Origin of the sequence: Streptomyces sp. NPDC058195, assembly GCF_042883525.1 — a bacterium.
Classification (GTDB): domain Bacteria; phylum Actinomycetota; class Actinomycetes; order Streptomycetales; family Streptomycetaceae; genus Streptomyces.
In genome coordinates this window covers 65,817-81,938 of the sequence record NZ_JBHVVM010000032.1, presented here as the reverse complement: position 1 = coordinate 81,938, position 16,122 = coordinate 65,817, and the positions used below count along the sequence as shown (strand labels likewise).

Here is a 16,122-nt window from a genome sequence, read left to right as displayed (position 1 = left end):
GGCTACTTCCACTCCCCCAGCCCGTCCCTCAGCTGCGCGAAGGCCAGCCCGGCCGCCTCGACCGCCTCCCCGTACACCTGGTCCGCGTGCTCCCCCGCGTCCATCCGCCGCCAGTTCTCCAGGGCCAGGACACGCAGGACGGCGCTGATCTGTCCGGCCGCCAGCCGGTCCTGCATCCGGTCGCCCAGCGCACCGGCGAGCGCCGCCTCCGAGCGGCTCTGGTAGGCGGACATGCGGGCCACCAGGGAGGGCGCCGCGTACAGCATCCGCTGGTATGCCAGCACCTCCGGCACATCGCAGAGTCCGGTCACCGGGTCGCGCCGCGCCAGGCCGTCCAGGAAGTGGCGGCGCAGGGCGTCGAGCGGGGACTCGGTGTCCGCACGGCCGGTCACCACCCGGGCCGACTCGTCCTCGTGGTCGGCGAACCGGTGCAGGGCCAGATCCTCCTTGGCCGGGAAGTAGCGAAAGAGCGTCGGCTTGGAGATGCCCGCCGCGGCCGCCACCTCCGCCACCGAGACCCGGTCGAAACCCCGCTCCAGGAACATCGCGATCGCGGCGTCCGAGACCGCCTGGTAGGTCAGCCGCTTCTTCCGCTCCCGCAGCCCCAGCCGCTCATCCCCGGACCGCCCGGCACCCACGTCCCCGCCCACGTCCCCGTCCACGCTCCCGCCCACGTCCATGGCTCCGAAGCGTACGCGGCGGGCCCGGCACCCGCCGCGTCAGAACACGTCCGGGCACCAGGCCCGCCGCGCCGCCCGGAACATTCCCTCGGCACGTGCCACCGCGCCCGGCACGCGCTCCTCGATCCGCCCCAGCGCGGCCAGCCGGACGGGGGATTCGTCGCCGAGGTAGAGGGTGCCCAGCTCCCGCACGTCGAGCGCGAGGTCGGCGTCGTCGGTGGTGGGGGCGCAGGCCGCGGCGCCGGAGGCGGAGGCTTCGAGGCGGTAGCGCCCACCGGCCAGGCCCGCGTCGTCGTGGACGTCGAGGACGAGCGTGCCGGGCACCGCGTACGTCCGGGCCTCCAGGGCGCGCACGACGTCCAGCACCCGCACCCACAGCCAGTCGGCCTGGGTCACCACGCGGGCCGCCCGCGGGTCCGGCAGGAAGAGCGGCAGCAGGTCGTCGGGGGCGCGGTAGCCGGAGCGGACCGTGGTGATCCAGTCGATCGAGCAGACGAAGTGCCACAGCGCGCGCTCGACGGCCGGAGTGGCGGCGATCAGGCCCGTCACCGTGGCGGCGTTCACCGGCTGCTTGGCGTCGCTCCAGCGGTTGTCGGTGCGGTAGGCGACCAGGCCGTCCGGCTCGCCGTCCGCGTCGCTGTGGACGGCGTAGAAGAGGTCCTTCCAGCTGTGGGGACCGACCAGGTTCTCACCGGTGTTCACCTCCCACCAGCGGGCGTCCCGGTCGGTCATCCCGTGCTGGCGGGCACGCAGCCGCTCGTGGATCGCCGGGCCCGTCTTGCGTACGGCCGCGCCGTCGATCAGGTCGATCCGGCCGCCGTCCGGCCCGGAGGCGACCGGCCGGTGCGGGTCGAGACCGCTCCTCAGCACGTCGATCTCCCACTCGGTCGTCCAGGCCGCCGGGCCGAAGCCGAACCGCCCGTAGATCGGGTACTCGGCGGCGATCAGGGTGGCGACGGCCTCGCCGCGCTCCTTCGCCTGCGCGAGGTCCGTGCTCATCATCCGGTGGAGCAGCCCGCGACGCCGGTGCGTGGCCAGGACCGTGACGTTGGAGACCGCGTCGGCCCGCACCACACCCCCGCCGACGACCGTCAGCTCCTGCGCAAAGGAGCGGTACGTGGCCACGCACCGCCCGCCGTCGAACGCGCCCTGGGTCCGGGCGAAGTCGGTGTACGCGAGCCGCCCCCGCGCCTCGTCGGCCACCTCCTCGTCGGTGACCGGTCGCAGGAATCCGGCGTGCTTGGCGCGGATCCAGTCAGGGAAGTCGGCAGCGGTGATCGTACGGACGTCGAGAGCCATGCGCGCCACGCTAGGTGCCCCGGGTCCGCGCTGTCGCCCGGATTTCCCCCCGCCCGGACGCCGGACCCAGCCACGTGCCGGGAAGGCCGTCCGTCGGCAGACCACCGCCCAGAAAGCCGCCCGCCAGCACACCACCACTCAGAAGGCCGTCCGTCGGCAGACCACCGCCCAGAAAGCCACCTGCCAGCACACCACCGCCCAGAACGCCGCCCGCCAGCACACCACCACTCAGAAAGCCGCCCGGATCTCGCCGACCTCTCCGTCGCCGCCCAGCAGCGGGGCGCGGCCGATCCGGCCGATCACCGGAGCGTCCACGCCGAGCAGGCGCAGCGTCCGGGCCAGCACCGGGCCCAGCGCCCGGGTCGCCCCGTCGTCCACCTTGAAGGCCAGCGCCCGGCCGTCCGCCAGCGCCACCGCCTGCACCGCCTCGGCCCCCATCTTGGAGAGCGCGCCGGGCACCTCCCGCATCAGCCAGGTGTCGGGGCGTCGCGTTCCGGCCACGTACTCGGGGTGGGCCCGCATCGCGTCGGCGACCCGGCGCTCCGCCGTCCCCGGTTCCGCGAGCACGAAGCTGCGGAAGGCCCGCGCCAGGCCCACCAGGCTGATCGCCATCAGCGGCGCCCCGCACCCGTCCGTGCCGACCGCCGTGACCGGCTCCCCGGCAGCCTCCTCGACGACCTGGTGGACCAGCCGCTGAAGGGGGTGCGCCGGGTCGAGGTAGCCCGCCTGGTCCCAGCCGTTGAGCGCGCAGGCCGCGAGCATCGCCGCGTGCTTGCCGGAGCAGTTCATGGTGATCCGCTCGCGGACGCGACCCGCGGCGAGGTACGTCTCCGCCTCCACCGGGTCGAGCGGCAGGTCCGGCGGGGTCTGGAGGTCGCCGGGCGTCAGTCCGTGCTCGGCGAGCATCGTGGCCACGAGTTCGAGGTGGAAGGGTTCGCCGGAGTGGCTCGCGGCGGCCAGGGCCAGCCGCTCCCCCGACAGGTCGAGCCCGGCCCGCAGCACGGCCGCGGCCTGCATCGGCTTGTTGGAGGAGCGCGGGAAGACCGGCGCCGTCGGGTCGCCCAGGGCCCGTTCCACACTGCCGTCGGCGGCCAGGACGACCAGCGAGCCCCGGTGGTGGCCCTCCACGAAGCCGGAACGTACGACCTCGGCCAGGACGGGAGGCTCGTGGGCTGCGGTGCGGGGGGCAGAGGGAGCGGCGGGGGCGGCGCTGGAGGACATGGGTGAGCCTTCCGGGGGCGGGCGGACCCGCTCCCGGAAGGGTCGCTTCAGGCGAGCAGGTCGTCTACTTGTGCTTCCCCGTCACGGTACCTGCGGGTGATCTCCGCGCTGCAATCGTCCGCGGTGCGCTGCAGCCGGTGGCGGCGGCGGGAGACCTGCTGTTCGTAGTGGACCAGGCGCCCCATCGCGGCGTGCAGCTCTTCGTCCGTACGGGCGTCGAGGTCGGAGAGCTCGACCTCGGCGAGCGTCTCGGCGGCCAGACGGCGGTACTCGTCGCTGCGCGGCGTGGTGAGCGTGACGTGCCGGGCGGAGGAGCGGTGCCGGGACGGGGTGTCGGTGAGGATCTCCGAGAGCCGGTCGAGCACCGGCGTCTCCGGGGCCAGCCGCCGGGCCAGCTCGGCCCGGAGGATGTCGATCCGGCCCTGGACCAGTCGGCGGACGTAGCTGAGGTCGGCCTCGTCGCGTTGCGATTCCCGGCGGAGCGTGCGCAGTTCCGGCAGCCGCAGCGTGCCCAGATGCGGGGTGCCCGGTTCGGACTGCGCGTCCCCGGAACCATGGCCGGTACGCTGCACGGGTGGGCGCATGGTGCTGGTGCTGGCACCGGCGCCGGTGTGCGTGACCGGCACGGCGCCGGGGGACTGCCCGGTTCCATAGGTACTCATGCTTGTGTCCATCCCCTCGACCGGTGCGTCGGCGCACCGCCTTCGAGCATGGTGCCACTTGGCCGGGGCCCGTGTGGATGCTCTGTACCCGTTCAGCCCAGGATAGGTTGGTCTGTATGCGTGCGGTGATACAGCGGGTGGACGGCGCGAGCGTCATGGTGAACGACGGCGCGGAGGGGGCGGACGGCCCCCGGGTGGTCGGCGAGATCGTCGGCGAGGGACTGTGTGCGCTGGTGGGAGTCACCCACGACGACACCCCGGAGAAGGCGGCCCAGCTCGCCCGGAAGCTCTGGTCTCTCCGGGTCCTGGAGGGTGAGAAGTCCTGCTCCGATGTGAATGCGCCGCTTCTGGTGATTTCGCAGTTCACTCTCTACGGGGACGCCCGCAAGGGACGCAGGCCCACCTGGAACGCGGCGGCGCCCGGCGAGGTCGCCGAGCCGCTGGTCGACGAGGTGGTCACGCAGCTGCGGGCGCTGGGCGCACGGGTGGAGACGGGCCGGTTCGGGGCGAGCATGCGCGTCTCGCTCACCAACAACGGCCCGTTCACCGTCCTCGTCGAGGTCTGATCCGCACCCTACGGTTCGACGACCGTCTCCTGGGCGGCGGCGGTGTCCCCGGCGAGCAGCGCCGCGTCCACCGCGACGTTCCGCTTGACCAGGGCCAGGGCGATCGGCCCCAGCTCGTGGTGGCGGGCGGACGTGGTGATGAAGCCCAGCTGGCGTCCCTCCGCCCCGTCCGCCGCGAGCCGGACCGGGGTGCCGTGTCCGGGCAGCACGACCTCGCTGCCGTCCAGGTGCAGGAAGACCAGCCGACGCGGGGGCTTGCCCAGGTTCTGCACCCGGGCCACCGTCTCCTGGCCCCGGTAGCAGCCCTTCTGGAGGTGAACGGCGGTGCCGATCCAGCCCAGCTCGTGCGGGATGGTGCGGTGGTCGGTCTCGAAGCCGAGCCGCGGCCGGTGCGCCTCCACGCGCAGCGCCTCGTACGCCAGGATCCCGGCGACCGGGCCGTTCTCCGCCGCGTACGCCGCCAGGTCGGCCCGGGGCAGGAACAGGTCCCGGCCGTACGCCGTCTCCCGGACCGTCGCCCCGTCCGGGGCCTTCGCGAGGGAGCCGGCCGGGAGGTACACCACGGCGAAGTCCTCGGTGCGGTCGGCGACTTCGACCCGGTAGAAGAACTTCATGGACTCCAGGTAGGCGACCAGTTCGCCCTGGGTGCCCGGCTCGGCGTGCATCCACACCGTCTCGCCGTCGTCGACGAGGTAGAGGGCGTGCTCGATGTGTCCGTTGGCACTGAGGATCAGGGCCTCGGTGGCGTGGCCGGGGGCGAGTTCGCTGACGTGCTGGGTGAGCAGCAGGTGCAGCCAGGACAGCCGGTCGCTGCCGCTGACGGCGATGACGGCGCGGTGCGAGAGGTCGACGAGGCCGGAACCGTCGGCGAGGGCGCGCTGCTCGCGGAACAGGTCGCCGTAGTGCGCGGCGACGCCTTCGTCGCGGCCTTCGGCGGGGACGGCGCCGGGCAGGGACAGCAGGGGGCTCTTCATGCGACCAGCGTACGACGCGGTCCGCGCGGGCCCGACGGGGAGCCGCGGACGCCGCCGGGCCGCGACGGGTGTCAGGTCGCGGGCCCGTCCGCCGCCGTCGCTTGCGTACCGCCCGCCTTCGCCGTGCACCCGGCACAGCGGCCGAAGATCGCGAAGTGCTTCATGTCCGTCTCGAACCCGAAGTCGGCGCGCAGCTTGGCGGTGAACTCGCCGACCACGCCGAGATCGGCCTCGATGACGTCCGAGCAGTCGCGGCAGACCAGATGGATGTGGTGGTGCCGGTCGGCCAGGTGGTAGGTGGGCGCCCCGTGCCCGAGGTGGGCGTGACTGACCAGACCCAGCTCCTCCAGGAGTTCGAGGGTCCGGTAGACGGTGGAGATGTTCACCCCGGAGGCGGTCCTGCGCACCTCGCAGAGGATGTCGTCGGGGGTCGCGTGTTCCAGCGTGTCGACGGCTTCCAGGACCAGCTGCCGCTGCGGCGTAAGCCGGTAGCCGCGCTGGCGGAGATCGGTCTTCCAGTCGGTGCTCACCACACGCCCAGTGTAGGACCGGGTGAGCGCCCGTCCGCCGGTTACGGGGAGAACCCGTACGGCCCGCCTCCCGTGCCGCCTACTTGAAGAAGGCGATGCCGTCGTCCGGCAGGTCGCCGAGGTTCTTGGCCATCGCCTCGACCTCTTCGGGGGTGACGACCTTCTTCAGGTGCGCCGACATGTACGGGCGGAGCTCCACCTCGGGGGTGGCCTTCTCGCCGACCCACATCAGGTCGCTCTTCACGTAGCCGTACAGCCTCTTGCCACCGCTGTACGGGCCGGAGGCCGCGGTCCGCGCCACCGCGTCGGTGACCAGGTCGATCTGCGGCTTCTGGTCGGCCAGCTCGCCGTACCAGATCTCGATGACGCCCTGGTCGCGGGCCATGACGACCTCGACCTTGCGGTCCTTGTCGATGCGCCAGTAGCCGGACTCGCTCTCCAGGGGCCTGACCTTCTTGCCCTCGGAGTCGAGCACCCAGCTGTGCGAGACGTACTCCAGGAAGTCCCGGCCGTCGTGGCTGAAGGTGACTTCCTGGCCGAAGTTGCACTGCTCGGCGCCGGGGAAGTCGGAGACGCCCGCGCCCGCCCAGTTGCCCAGGAGGAAGGCCAGCGGGACGAGGTCCGGGTGGAGGTCGGACGGGATCTCGATCATGAGCGGCTCAGACGATCTGTGAGGTGGGGGCGAGGGCGGGGGTGGCTGCGCACGTGGCACGTCGGGTACGCAGGCGGCGTCACGTCGCCGCGAGGGGGTACCCGCGGCGGCCGGATGCGCGCGACGGTCAGCGCTGACCCTGGTACAGCTTCTTCACGCTCAGGCCGACGAAGGCGAGAACGCCGACGCAGACCAGAACCAGCAGGGCGGAGAAGAATGCCTCAAGCACGGGGACTCCTTGCAACGAGCGTTATGGCAGCAGTACGGGCCGGGCCCCAGCCTAATGGGTTGGGGCCCGGCCCGCCGGTCCGGGGCTGGCCTCGGGGAAGGCCGGGCCGGTCAGCCCAGGAGCTGGGTCTGCAGGATCACCGTCTGGTGGAACGGGACGCTCCGGGTGCTCTCCTTGCCCGTGCGGGACTGGACGACGAGGCCGAGCGTGTCCCCGGCGACCACGTAACCCTGGCGGACCCGGGCCTCGCCGTACGGCTTCACCTCGTCGTAGACGTAGGGCGAGGTGCCCGCCACCTTGCCGCCGCCGTGCCAGCCCTCGTCGAGCTCCGTCCGGGGCGCCCCGGTGAGGGGCACCTCGGATCCGTCGGCGGTGAGCGCGTCCATGAAGGACTGGGCGAAGGCCGTCGAGTTGAACCGGACGAGGTAGATCCGGGTCGAGGTGCCGTCCGGCATCGTCCAGCCGCGGGCGGCGACGTGGCGCGGGGCCAGGTCCTTGAGCGTCCGCGCGAGGCCGGAGCGCTCGCTCTTCACGTACTCGGAGAGGTACGTCTGCGTGCTCACCCAGCCGCCGTCGAGCTTCTTGTCCACGGTCGCCCCGGCCGGGGCGGGCAGCAGCAGGCGCCGCAGGTCGGCGTGGTGGATCTCGGCGACGTTGCCGTCGGTGTACGGGCGGGGCGCACCGGCCGGCAGCGCGGGCAGGCTGAGCTCGGGGTACTCCCAGCGGCCGTCGCCCTCGGTGGCCAGACCGGGCACGTCGGTGCGCTCCATCGAGGTGATGCCGAAGGCCGTACCGGCACCGAGCCCCCCGAAGACCGCGGCCACGACGGTCCACCGGACGACGGCCCGCAGGACCCGCCGCGGCGGCTTCGGCGCCGGGGGCACGGGGCCTGCCGCAGCAGGCGCGTCGGGTGTGCCCGGCTCGGCCTCGGCGGGTGCGTCCGGGGCGGCGACAGGTGCGTCCGGCGCGGCGGCGGGTGCGTCCGGGGCGCCTGTGGGTGCGTCCGGCGCGGCCTCGGCGGGTGTGTGCGTCGTCTGCTCGGTCATACGTACTCCCCCGGGGACGCGATGTGGTTGAGCTGGTCCTTCAGGAGTTCGGCGACGGCCGCCTTGTCGAACGGCTTGGCGCCGGACGCCGTGAGGGTGATGCTCAGCTCGTCGTCGTACGCGAAGCAGTTCAGCGACGCCAGGTCGTCCCCGCTGCCCTCGCGGAGCTCGTAACACGTGGCGTTCTTCGTGTGCTCCTTGATCTTCGGCCCCTGCCGGAAGATACCGAGGGACTCCCAGAGGTCCGTCCTGAAGGTGTGGAGACCGCGGACCGCCTTCTTGTCCTTCATCCGCGTGATCTCGGTGCTGATCATCAGGGTGTTGCTGTCGTCGGTGTACGTACGGACGGCGATGCCCTCGATACGGAGCTTGTCGATCCGTTCCTCGTAGACGCGGCGCTTCTTGCCCGCGAGGCCCCGGGCGTTCTGCTTCATGGCGGCGGTCGCGCTCTTGCCGCTCCGCTCGCCGTCGTTGCCCAGCTCGCCCTTGTCGGGGCCGAGCCGGTAGCCGCTCGGGACCGGCAGCAGCAGCTTGCTCAGCTCGGTGGAGGCCCGGCCCCGCGCCACATCACCGGCGGGGTCCTTGCCCGGCTTGTGCGCGGGCTCCTCCCAGAGGCGGGTCTCGGTGCCGCGGGGGGCGTCGTCCACCGTGATCTTGGTGTACGCGGAGGCGAGCACCACCGCGACGACCACCGTCGCGACGGGGAGCAACGTGGCGGTCGCCCTGCGTCCCCAGCCCGGGGAGGCGGGGACGGCCGGGGCGGCGGCGGTGTCCTCTTCGGGTGTGCTGACCTGCGGGGTCACGTCGTTCACAGGCGCTCCAGCTGTCGCTCGGCCAGCGTCCGGATGTCCTTCTTGCTGATCGGCGCGGTGTCGTAGATGTGGATGTCGGCCGCGATGTCGCCCCGGTACACGATGGCCCTGGCGTGGTGGAGCGGCATGTAGCCGGGCTTCCGCTCGACTCGGTAGAGGTAGTAGCGGCCGTTGCCGCTGCCCTTGATCGCGTCGCCGTCGCTGCCCGCGCCGTTCTTGCTCCCGGGCATGTAGGAGAGCTGGCCCTCGACGAAGTCCTGGGCCCCCTGGACGGCCGACGAGCGGAACTGCACGAGGTGGAGCGTGGCGGTGCGGTACTGGCCGCGCTTCCAGGCGGCGCCCGCGACCCGGCGTACGTCGTTCTCCAGGAAGTACTCGTACATGCTGCCCTCCTCCTCGTAGGAGCGGGCATAGATCTCCGGTCTCACCCAGCCGTCGATGAGGCCCAGCTCCAGGGGCTCGTCGTCGCTCCAGCCCGCGGGCCGGTCCACGATCAGCTTGCGGAGGTCGCCGTCCGTCCTGAGCCTGCGGTCCTGGGACGCGGGCAGCGGTTCGGGGGCCTTGCCTGGCGGCAGCGCCTTCGCCGGATACGCCAGACCGGGCTGCGACAGGGCGGGCAGCGGGGTCGGGGCGCGCCGGGCCTGGATGTCGTAGCCCACGGCCGTGCCGCCCGCGATGCCGAGCACCGCGGCGGCGACGACGAACAGCGTCGTGCGCCCGCGCGGGCGCTTCACGACGGGCGCGACGGGCGGCTCGACGTGTTCCGTCTGCTCTATCTGCTCGGCCTGCTCGATCTGCTCGCCCGGCTTCAGCGCCGCAGGCTGGTCGGGCTGATCGGACTGGTCGGCCTGGTCATCAGAAATGGTGTCTTTTGATTCCAATTGAGGTCCCCCCACGAGACCTGAGGCGCTGATTCCGTTATCCGCGCACCCCCCTGACTGCCATCGCGCGGATAAAGTTGCCCGCCCTCCGATTACAGTTCGGCATATGCCGAAGAAGCTCGTGATCAAGGTGACCGCAGGTGCCGATTCCGCCGAGCGCTGCTCGCAGGCGTTCACGGTGGCCGCGGTCGCGGTCGCCAGCGGGGTGGAGGTCTCGCTCTGGCTGACCGGGGAGTCCTCCTGGTTCGCGCTGCCGGGGCGCGCCGCCGAGTTCGAACTTCCGCACGCCGCACCGCTGCCGGACCTGATCGAGTCGATCCAGGCGGGCGGGCTGATCACCCTGTGCACGCAGTGCGCGGCCCGGCGCGACATCACCGAGAAGGACGTGCTGGAGGGTGTACGGATCGCCGGGGCGCAGGTCTTCGTCAGCGAGATCATGGCCGACGGCGTCCAGGCCCTCGTCTACTGACATCCGCCTGCTGACATCCGCTTGCTGACATCCGCTTGCTGACGTCTGTTTGCTTACGTCCGGCCCCGTCCGCCGACGCCGGGCCGGTCTCAGCCGTTCAGCGGCGCTTCTTGCCGTCGAGTTCGTCCCACCACTCGTCGGACTTCGGGTCGCCGGACGGGTCGTCCCACCAGCGGTCCTCCGGCCCCCGCCGGTTGGCGACCATCGCCGCCAGGGGCGGGATGACCATCGCCACGACGCACATCACCACGGCGGCGGGCATCGACCACAGCCGGACGAACGACCAGGCGGACACGAAGAGGACGATGCAGACGCCCATCATGAGGAAATAGCCGCGACGGCGTCGCGCGTACATGCCTCCAGGGTAAGGGCTGTCCCCTCATCCCTGGCAGGCGTGCGACGACAGCCACGGCACCTCGCCGCGTTGTCGGAACGCCCGAATACATCCAGTATTCGGGCGTCCCCCCGCCGTGCGATGCACCGCGTCTGACGCCGCACGCTGATCCACCGGGGATGACGGGACAGCCCTTAGGCCCGCCCGCCGCTCCGGGGCAGTGCGCGCGCGGCACCCACGGCACGAGGGGCCGTACCCCGGATCAGGAAGGCGTCCAACCCCCTGGGGTACGGCCCCTCGGCCGTTTCACGGCCGTACGCGACGGCCTCGCGGCCGTACGGGACGGCCCACCCGTCGTCAGACGGCGATCGCGACCTCGGAGAGGCCACCGGTCTGCGCCACGACGGTGCGGTCGGCGCTGCCGCCGGGAACCAGGGCGCGCAGCGTCCAGGTGCCCTCGGCGGCGTAGAAGCGGAACTGCCCGGTCGCCGAGGTCGGGACCTCCGCGGTGAACTCACCGGTCGAGTCGAGCAGGCGCACGTAGCCGGTGACGGGCTCGCCGTCGCGGGTCACGCTGCCCTGGATGGTGGTCTCACCGGGCTTGATGGTCGAGGCGTCGGGGCCGCCGGCCTTTGCTCCACACATGGGGTTTCGTCCTTCGGGTCGGGGTTCGTGCTGGTCCGGTCGTGCGGAGTTACTTGTTGGCGCCGAGCTCGATCGGCACGCCGACGAGCGAGCCGTACTCGGTCCACGAACCGTCGTAGTTCTTGACGTTCTCCTGGCCGAGCAGCTCGTGCAGCACGAACCAGGTGAGCGCGGAGCGCTCGCCGATCCGGCAGTACGCGATCGTGTCCTTCGCGAGGTCGACCCGCTCGGACTCGTAGAGGGCCTTGAGCTCGTCGTCCGACTTGAAGGTGCCGTCGTCGTTGGCGTTCTTCGACCACGGGATGTTGCGGGCGCTCGGCACGTGGCCGGGGCGCTGGGACTGCTCCTGCGGGAGGTGCGCCGGGGCGAGCAGCTTGCCGCTGAACTCGTCGGGCGACCGTACGTCGACCAGGTTCTTGTTGCCGATCGCGTTCACGACGTCGTCGCGGTAGGCGCGGATCGACTCGTCCTGCGGCTGGGCCTTGTACGCGGTGGCCGGGCGGGACGGGATCTGGTCGCCGTCGACCAGGTCGCGGGAGTCGAGCTCCCACTTCTTGCGGCCGCCGTCGAGCAGGCGGACGTCCTGGTGGCCGTAGAGCTTGAAGTACCAGAACGCGTAGGACGCGAACCAGTTGTTGTTGCCGCCGTACAGGACGACCGTGGTGTCGTTGCCGATGCCCTTCTCCGACAGCAGCTTCTCGAAGCCGGCCTGGTCGATGAAGTCGCGGCGGACCGGGTCCTGGAGGTCCTTGGTCCAGTCGATCCGGATCGCGTTCTTGATGTGGTTCTTCTCGTAGGCCGAGGTGTCCTCGTCGACCTCGACGAGAGCGACCTGCGGGTCGTCGATGTGGGCCTCGACCCAGTCGGCGTCTACCAGGACGTCACTGCGGCTCATGCTGTTCTCCTCCGGGGCAGTCTGCGGCGGGATGATGCGAGACGGGTGCGGGGTGCGGATGCGTGATGCCGCGCGTCACGGCGCGTCGTGCGGCGCCCGTGCGACGGCGATCGGGAAGGGGCGGCCCCGACGTCGGTCGAAGGGCCCGGTAACGCGGGGTGCCTGGGCTCCCGCTCAGACAGTGCGACAGAGCATGGCGGCGACGCGGCACAGGTCCACTGCCCGCCGCTTCGTGAGATCCGCCCGGCCCCGCTGAGGGAGACCGCCAATAGAGCACTGCATGGGACCGATCGTAGGGAGGTACGGGCGGCCATGTCACCGCCGTGTCGAATCCTGAGACACGATCGTCCGCGATATGGGACAGAAGCTGGTTCGCCGACTCCCGGAAGCGGTCGAGCGCCACCGGGGAGCCTCGGTCATCTGCGGACCGGACGCGGCCGTCTCACTATGTGGCGAGGAGGGCCGGCTGGGCGGGGAGGGGCGGGGTCAGCCCGCGAGCCGTACCCCGGTGCCGGTCACCGAGATCTCCAGGCCGTCCGCGGTGGGCTGGATGCGCTGGAGCTTGAGGCCGCTCGGCAGGCCGTCGACCTTCCGGTCGAAGTCGGTCTTGCCGCGCACCAGCCCCTCCAGGCCGGGGATGCCCTCGCCGGGCACCTTGTCGGCGCGCACCCGGACGGTGCCGCCGTCGACCAGGGTGACACTGGAGAGCACGCTGCGCGAGAGCGGGCGGCCGAGGATGTCGACCGTTCCGGTCACCTTCACCTTGCCGTTGCCGCCGTACTCGACGACGACGCCGTCGCTGGCGGCTTTGGTGAGGTCCTCGTACGAGACGACCGCGGTGCCGGTGGCCCGGGTGGCGGTGGCGGCGGTGAAGCCGTCGGTCAGCTGTACGTCGTGCAGGGCCGCCTCGATCCTGCTGATCCGGAGCCGGCGGCCGTCGGCGGCGGTCTCGATGCCGGTGATCCGCACATCGACCTCCTCGAACCGGCGGTCCACCGCCTGGGTGAGGAACGGGAATCCCTTGATGGAGACATCCGCGGAGCCGATCGTGGCACCGGTGATCTCGATCCGTCCGGCGACCTCCGACTCGGCGAAGTACACCGCCGCCCGGTCGACGGCGACGAAGACGCCGCCCAGGATCACCACGACGACCAGCAGTATTCGCAGTGCGCGCATGCCCGCTCTCTCCCCACCCGCAGTCCGGCCCGGGGCCCCGCGCCGTCCACAGGCTGTGTACGACGCGTGCACGGCGCCCCTGAAGATCGACGAGCGGAGACCCCCGCCCGGTTCCCGGACCGGGCGGGGCATCCTGTTACGCGACCATGCGGCCGATCAGGTACACGGCGGGCGCCGCGGCGGTGAGCGGCAGGGCCACGCCCGCGGTCATGTGGACGAAGCGCGACGGGTAGTCGTAGCTCGCCACCCGCAGGCCGATCAGCGCGCAGCCGCCCGCGGCCAGGCCGATCAGCGCGCCCTTCGTACCCAGATCGGTGAGGGCCCCGCCCGCAGCGCCACCGGCCGCGGCGGCGAGCAGTGCCACCACGACCGAGACCGGGCCGGGCAGCGGCAGCGCGCGGACCAGCACGGCCGCCGCGACGGCCACCGCACCGGCCGTGACCGCGTCCGGGACCGCCGCCAGGTGCCCGGCGGCCAGGACCGACAGGGCCGCCGAGGCGAGGGTGGCCATCAGCCCCTGCATCCGGTCGTCGGCGTCGGCGTGGCTGCGGAGCTGGAGGACCAGGGTCAGCAGCACCCAGACGCCGAGGGTGCCGAGGAGGGCCGCCGGGCCGTTCTCCCGGCCCGCGGCGAGCAGCGCCACGTCCGCGACGAGACCGCCCGCGAAGGCGAGCGCGATGCCCTGCCGGGCGGGCCACATGCCGTTCAGCCGGAACCATCCGGCCGCGGTCAGGGCCTGGAGCAGCGCCAGCGGCACGACCAGGGCGTACGAGCCGATCGCGGCGCCCAGGGCGAGCAGCAGCCCGAGCCCCGCGGTGATCCCGGCGGGCTGCATGCCCGGCGCGATGATCGGCGAGCGGCCCTCGGCGCGGGCCCGCTGGGCATCGGTGACGCGGCTGTTGCCGATGGTGGTGGGGGCGCTGTACCCGGCGGCGTCGAGCGGGGAGCCGGAGGAGGGCGCGGACCCGGTGGCGGGCCCGGCGGCCGGGGCGGCGGCCGGGACGGCCTGTGCGACCGGCACCTCGGGCGGCAGCGGGTACGCGCCCGAGGCGCCCTGGGGCGGCAGCGGAGGCAGGTAGGCGGTCTCGGCGGCATCCGGAACGGGCTGGCCCTGCTGCGGGTGCGGGGAGGGCTGCGGGTACGCCGCCTGCTGCGCGGGCTGGACCGGCTGGAGGTACTGGGTCTGCTCGGCCTGCTGCGGGTACGCGGCGGGCTCGCCCTGCTGCGCGTTCTGCGGGTGCTGCGGGTACGCGGGCTGCTGCGCGTTCTGCGGGTGCTGCGGGTACGCGGCGGGCTCGGCCTGCTGCGGGTGCTGCGGGTACGCGGGCTGCTGGGGGGACTGGATGACCGGCTGGTACTGGGTGTCCCAGGTCTGCCCCTCCCAGGTCTGCGCGACGGCCGGGTCCGGCGTGCCGTGGGCGGCGGCCGGTCCCTGCGGGTACCCGCCCGGCCAGGACTGCCCCTGCCCCTGCGCCTGGGGCTGGTGCTGGTGCTGGTGCTGCGGGGCTCCGGTGCCGTACGGAGGCTGCGCGCCGTACGCGTCGGCCCCGTGCTGCTGGCCGGTGTACTGCTGGTCGCCGTACGACTGACCGTCGTACGCCGGGCCGGGGCCGTAGCCGTGGGCGGGGTCCTGCCCGTACGGGTGCTGCTGATCGTTGCTGCTCATGTTCTGCGGTTCATCCTCCTGCGAACGGCGGGAGCACCTCGACCGTGCCGCCCTCGGCAAGGCGTACGGTCTCATGGCCACGGGTGCCGACGGGGTCACCGTCGATGAGGAACGAGCACCGCTGAAGCACTCGGGTGAGCTCTCCGGGGTGCCGTTCGCGCACCGTGTCGAGTGCCTCGGCCAGGGTCGCCGCCGTGCACGGCTCCTCCGCGGTTCCGGCCGCGGACTTGGCGGCGGCCCAGTAGCGGATCGTCACCGCGGGCATGGCACCGCTCCTCTCGTCTTGTCCCGTCCGGTCCTGTCCCCGGCCGGCTGTCCATCATGGGTCACGCGGTGACCGCCCAGTCGGCGATCCGGGTGAGCACGTTCTCGTCCGCGGCGTTCTCGGCGTGCCCCATGCCGGGTTCCAGCCACAGCTCGGCCCCCTCGCCCGCCGCCTCGGCCAGCGACCGCGGGTGGTCCAGCGGGAAGTACGCGTCGCGGTCGCCGTGCACGATCAGCAGCGGCGCCGGGGCGATCCGCCGGGCCGCCTCGACGGGCGGGAGCGGCACCGGATCCCACTGCTCGCTGTCTATCCGGGTGCGCAGCCCGTACCGGCCCACCAGGCGGCCCGTCGGGCGGGTGACCAGCCAGTGCACCCGGCGCATCGGCGCCGTGCCCCGGTAGAACCAGCGCGCCGGGGCGCTCACCGCCACCACCGCGTCCGCACGCTCCTCCGGCCGCTCCGCGTACAGCGCCCCGTGCCGCAGCACCACCGAGCCGCCCATCGAGAAACCCACGGTCACCACCCGGCGGTGCCCGAGGGACCGCGCCCACGCCACCGCCGCCGCGAGATCCCGCACCTCACGGTCACCGACCGTCGACCGCCCGTCGGACCCGCCGTGCCCGCGGAACGAGAAGGTCACCACGGCCGCCCGCCCGGCGAACACCCCGGCCGCCCGCCGCACCGCGGGCCGGTCCACCGAACCGGTGAACCCGTGTGCGAGCACGATCGCGGTGACGTCCGCCGCGCCCTCAGCAGTACCGTCGAAGGATGGCCCCTCCACCGCACCCGGCTCGTACACCGCTTCGATCCGCACCCCGTCGTCGGTACGCAGAGCCGTGCGCAGGGCGGCGCCCGAGGTGGTGCGCGGGGCTGCGCGCGGAGTCGTACGCGGGGCACCGGGCGTGACCGAGGAAACAGCGGAACGTCCGAACGGCCCCTCGGACACAGAAGTCATGTGGGCTATTGTGCTGGGAAGAGGATCCGGGCAACGCAGCCCCCGGGTCCTTTTGTGCGTTCCGGATGGTGTTACGGCGACGTTTCCACAAACTCAGCGCCCACCGGAACCCGCACGACGAACCGTACGAAGAAGTGCCGCATACTCCCCCGGGCCCGGCCCGGG

The 16,122-nt window shown here is 72.6% G+C and carries 20 protein-coding genes; 2 read left to right on the top strand and 18 right to left on the bottom strand.

The genetic code is table 11. The features are described from left to right. Positions 1 to 2: 2 nt before the first annotated feature. The 4 genes from ACFVWY_RS30420 to ACFVWY_RS30405 all read right to left on the bottom strand — a co-directional run bounded on the left by ACFVWY_RS30420 (position 3) and on the right by ACFVWY_RS30405 (position 3,862). Positions 3 to 680, bottom strand: a complete 678-nt coding sequence (locus tag ACFVWY_RS30420) for a TetR family transcriptional regulator (protein ID WP_389878007.1) — start codon at positions 678 to 680, stop codon at positions 3 to 5. Between the two features lie 39 nt (positions 681 to 719). After that, the gene (locus ACFVWY_RS30415) at positions 720 to 1,979 is read right to left on the bottom strand and encodes a GNAT family N-acetyltransferase (protein ID WP_389878006.1); all 1,260 of its coding nucleotides are present in this window, start codon (positions 1,977 to 1,979) and stop codon (positions 720 to 722) included. 228 nt (positions 1,980 to 2,207) lie between these two features. Then, entirely contained in the window at positions 2,208 to 3,200 is a 993-nt protein-coding gene (locus tag ACFVWY_RS30410) for an asparaginase (RefSeq protein WP_389878004.1), read from the bottom strand. A gap of 47 nt (positions 3,201 to 3,247) precedes the next feature. Further along, a complete protein-coding gene (locus tag ACFVWY_RS30405) occupies positions 3,248 to 3,862 on the bottom strand; it encodes an ABC transporter substrate-binding protein (protein WP_389878002.1) in 615 nt (204 codons plus the stop codon). Between the two features lie 116 nt (positions 3,863 to 3,978). On the opposite strand from ACFVWY_RS30405, the gene dtd reads away from it, so the two are divergent. Next, positions 3,979 to 4,428 (top strand): D-aminoacyl-tRNA deacylase, encoded by a 450-nt coding sequence (gene dtd / locus ACFVWY_RS30400; protein ID WP_389878001.1) that lies wholly within the window; start codon positions 3,979 to 3,981, stop codon positions 4,426 to 4,428. An 8-nt stretch (positions 4,429 to 4,436) separates the two neighbouring features. On the opposite strand, the gene ACFVWY_RS30395 is transcribed toward dtd, so the two are convergent. From ACFVWY_RS30395 to ACFVWY_RS30370, 6 genes are all read right to left on the bottom strand, one after another. Next, positions 4,437 to 5,402, bottom strand: a complete 966-nt coding sequence (locus ACFVWY_RS30395) for a YgfZ/GcvT domain-containing protein (protein WP_389878000.1) — start codon at positions 5,400 to 5,402, stop codon at positions 4,437 to 4,439. Between the two features lie 71 nt (positions 5,403 to 5,473). Continuing rightward, on the bottom strand, positions 5,474 to 5,935 hold the full coding sequence (locus tag ACFVWY_RS30390; protein WP_389877998.1) for a Fur family transcriptional regulator: 462 nt from the start codon (positions 5,933 to 5,935) through the stop codon (positions 5,474 to 5,476). A 76-nt stretch (positions 5,936 to 6,011) separates the two neighbouring features. Continuing rightward, positions 6,012 to 6,584, bottom strand: a complete 573-nt coding sequence (locus ACFVWY_RS30385) for an FABP family protein (RefSeq protein WP_389877997.1) — start codon at positions 6,582 to 6,584, stop codon at positions 6,012 to 6,014. 339 nt (positions 6,585 to 6,923) lie between these two features. Next, complete coding sequence (locus ACFVWY_RS30380; protein ID WP_389877996.1) at positions 6,924 to 7,859, bottom strand: hypothetical protein; 936 nt, start codon at positions 7,857 to 7,859, stop codon at positions 6,924 to 6,926. Next, positions 7,856 to 8,671 (bottom strand): hypothetical protein, encoded by an 816-nt coding sequence (locus ACFVWY_RS30375; RefSeq protein ID WP_389877994.1) that lies wholly within the window; start codon positions 8,669 to 8,671, stop codon positions 7,856 to 7,858. Before ACFVWY_RS30375 ends, ACFVWY_RS30380 begins: the two co-directional genes overlap by 4 nt. After that, the gene (locus tag ACFVWY_RS30370) at positions 8,668 to 9,552 is read right to left on the bottom strand and encodes a hypothetical protein (RefSeq protein WP_389877992.1); all 885 of its coding nucleotides are present in this window, start codon (positions 9,550 to 9,552) and stop codon (positions 8,668 to 8,670) included. The genes ACFVWY_RS30375 and ACFVWY_RS30370 overlap by 4 nt, the downstream gene beginning before the upstream one ends. Positions 9,553 to 9,658: 106 nt before the next feature. Between ACFVWY_RS30370 and ACFVWY_RS30365 the strand changes: the two genes are divergently transcribed. Then, positions 9,659 to 10,021, top strand: coding sequence for a DsrE family protein (locus ACFVWY_RS30365; RefSeq protein WP_389877991.1), 363 nt, complete (start codon positions 9,659 to 9,661; stop codon positions 10,019 to 10,021). 97 nt (positions 10,022 to 10,118) lie between these two features. Here the strand turns inward: ACFVWY_RS30365 and ACFVWY_RS30360 are convergent, their stop codons facing one another. The 8 genes from ACFVWY_RS30360 to ACFVWY_RS30325 all read right to left on the bottom strand — a co-directional run bounded on the left by ACFVWY_RS30360 (position 10,119) and on the right by ACFVWY_RS30325 (position 15,957). Next, positions 10,119 to 10,376: a DUF3099 domain-containing protein gene (locus ACFVWY_RS30360; protein ID WP_389877990.1), complete on the bottom strand. Its 258-nt coding sequence runs from the start codon at positions 10,374 to 10,376 to the stop codon at positions 10,119 to 10,121. A gap of 336 nt (positions 10,377 to 10,712) precedes the next feature. After that, positions 10,713 to 11,000, bottom strand: a complete 288-nt coding sequence (locus tag ACFVWY_RS30355; protein WP_018490348.1) for a DUF1416 domain-containing protein — start codon at positions 10,998 to 11,000, stop codon at positions 10,713 to 10,715. A 49-nt stretch (positions 11,001 to 11,049) separates the two neighbouring features. Next, entirely contained in the window at positions 11,050 to 11,895 is an 846-nt protein-coding gene (locus tag ACFVWY_RS30350) for a sulfurtransferase (protein WP_389877988.1), read from the bottom strand. 174 nt (positions 11,896 to 12,069) lie between these two features. Continuing rightward, complete coding sequence (locus ACFVWY_RS30345; protein ID WP_350983699.1) at positions 12,070 to 12,177, bottom strand: putative leader peptide; 108 nt, start codon at positions 12,175 to 12,177, stop codon at positions 12,070 to 12,072. Between the two features lie 204 nt (positions 12,178 to 12,381). Continuing rightward, positions 12,382 to 13,071, bottom strand: a complete 690-nt coding sequence (locus tag ACFVWY_RS30340) for a DUF2993 domain-containing protein (protein ID WP_389877986.1) — start codon at positions 13,069 to 13,071, stop codon at positions 12,382 to 12,384. Between the two features lie 136 nt (positions 13,072 to 13,207). Continuing rightward, entirely contained in the window at positions 13,208 to 14,737 is a 1,530-nt protein-coding gene (locus tag ACFVWY_RS30335) for a hypothetical protein (protein ID WP_389877985.1), read from the bottom strand. A 10-nt stretch (positions 14,738 to 14,747) separates the two neighbouring features. Further along, a complete protein-coding gene (locus tag ACFVWY_RS30330) occupies positions 14,748 to 15,002 on the bottom strand; it encodes a MoaD/ThiS family protein (protein WP_389877983.1) in 255 nt (84 codons plus the stop codon). Positions 15,003 to 15,063: 61 nt separating this feature from the next. After that, positions 15,064 to 15,957 (bottom strand): alpha/beta hydrolase, encoded by an 894-nt coding sequence (locus ACFVWY_RS30325; RefSeq protein WP_389877982.1) that lies wholly within the window; start codon positions 15,955 to 15,957, stop codon positions 15,064 to 15,066. Positions 15,958 to 16,122 lie beyond the last annotated feature (165 nt).

Coding starts and splice junctions, on each gene's coding strand:
- ACFVWY_RS30420 (WP_389878007.1), bottom strand. CDS start 680: ATGGACGTGGGCGGGAGCGTGGACGGGGACGTGGGCGGGGACGTGGGT.
- ACFVWY_RS30415 (WP_389878006.1), bottom strand. CDS start 1,979: ATGGCTCTCGACGTCCGTACGATCACCGCTGCCGACTTCCCTGACTGG.
- ACFVWY_RS30410 (WP_389878004.1), bottom strand. CDS start 3,200: ATGTCCTCCAGCGCCGCCCCCGCCGCTCCCTCTGCCCCCCGCACCGCA.
- ACFVWY_RS30405 (WP_389878002.1), bottom strand. CDS start 3,862: ATGAGTACCTATGGAACCGGGCAGTCCCCCGGCGCCGTGCCGGTCACG.
- dtd (WP_389878001.1), top strand. CDS start 3,979: ATGCGTGCGGTGATACAGCGGGTGGACGGCGCGAGCGTCATGGTGAAC.
- ACFVWY_RS30395 (WP_389878000.1), bottom strand. CDS start 5,402: ATGAAGAGCCCCCTGCTGTCCCTGCCCGGCGCCGTCCCCGCCGAAGGC.
- ACFVWY_RS30385 (WP_389877997.1), bottom strand. CDS start 6,584: ATGATCGAGATCCCGTCCGACCTCCACCCGGACCTCGTCCCGCTGGCC.
- ACFVWY_RS30380 (WP_389877996.1), bottom strand. CDS start 7,859: ATGACCGAGCAGACGACGCACACACCCGCCGAGGCCGCGCCGGACGCA.
- ACFVWY_RS30365 (WP_389877991.1), top strand. CDS start 9,659: ATGCCGAAGAAGCTCGTGATCAAGGTGACCGCAGGTGCCGATTCCGCC.
- ACFVWY_RS30360 (WP_389877990.1), bottom strand. CDS start 10,376: ATGTACGCGCGACGCCGTCGCGGCTATTTCCTCATGATGGGCGTCTGC.
- ACFVWY_RS30355 (WP_018490348.1), bottom strand. CDS start 11,000: ATGTGTGGAGCAAAGGCCGGCGGCCCCGACGCCTCGACCATCAAGCCC.
- ACFVWY_RS30350 (WP_389877988.1), bottom strand. CDS start 11,895: ATGAGCCGCAGTGACGTCCTGGTAGACGCCGACTGGGTCGAGGCCCAC.
- ACFVWY_RS30345 (WP_350983699.1), bottom strand. CDS start 12,177: ATGCAGTGCTCTATTGGCGGTCTCCCTCAGCGGGGCCGGGCGGATCTC.
- ACFVWY_RS30340 (WP_389877986.1), bottom strand. CDS start 13,071: ATGCGCGCACTGCGAATACTGCTGGTCGTCGTGGTGATCCTGGGCGGC.
- ACFVWY_RS30335 (WP_389877985.1), bottom strand. CDS start 14,737: ATGAGCAGCAACGATCAGCAGCACCCGTACGGGCAGGACCCCGCCCAC.
- ACFVWY_RS30330 (WP_389877983.1), bottom strand. CDS start 15,002: ATGCCCGCGGTGACGATCCGCTACTGGGCCGCCGCCAAGTCCGCGGCC.
- ACFVWY_RS30325 (WP_389877982.1), bottom strand. CDS start 15,957: ATGACTTCTGTGTCCGAGGGGCCGTTCGGACGTTCCGCTGTTTCCTCG.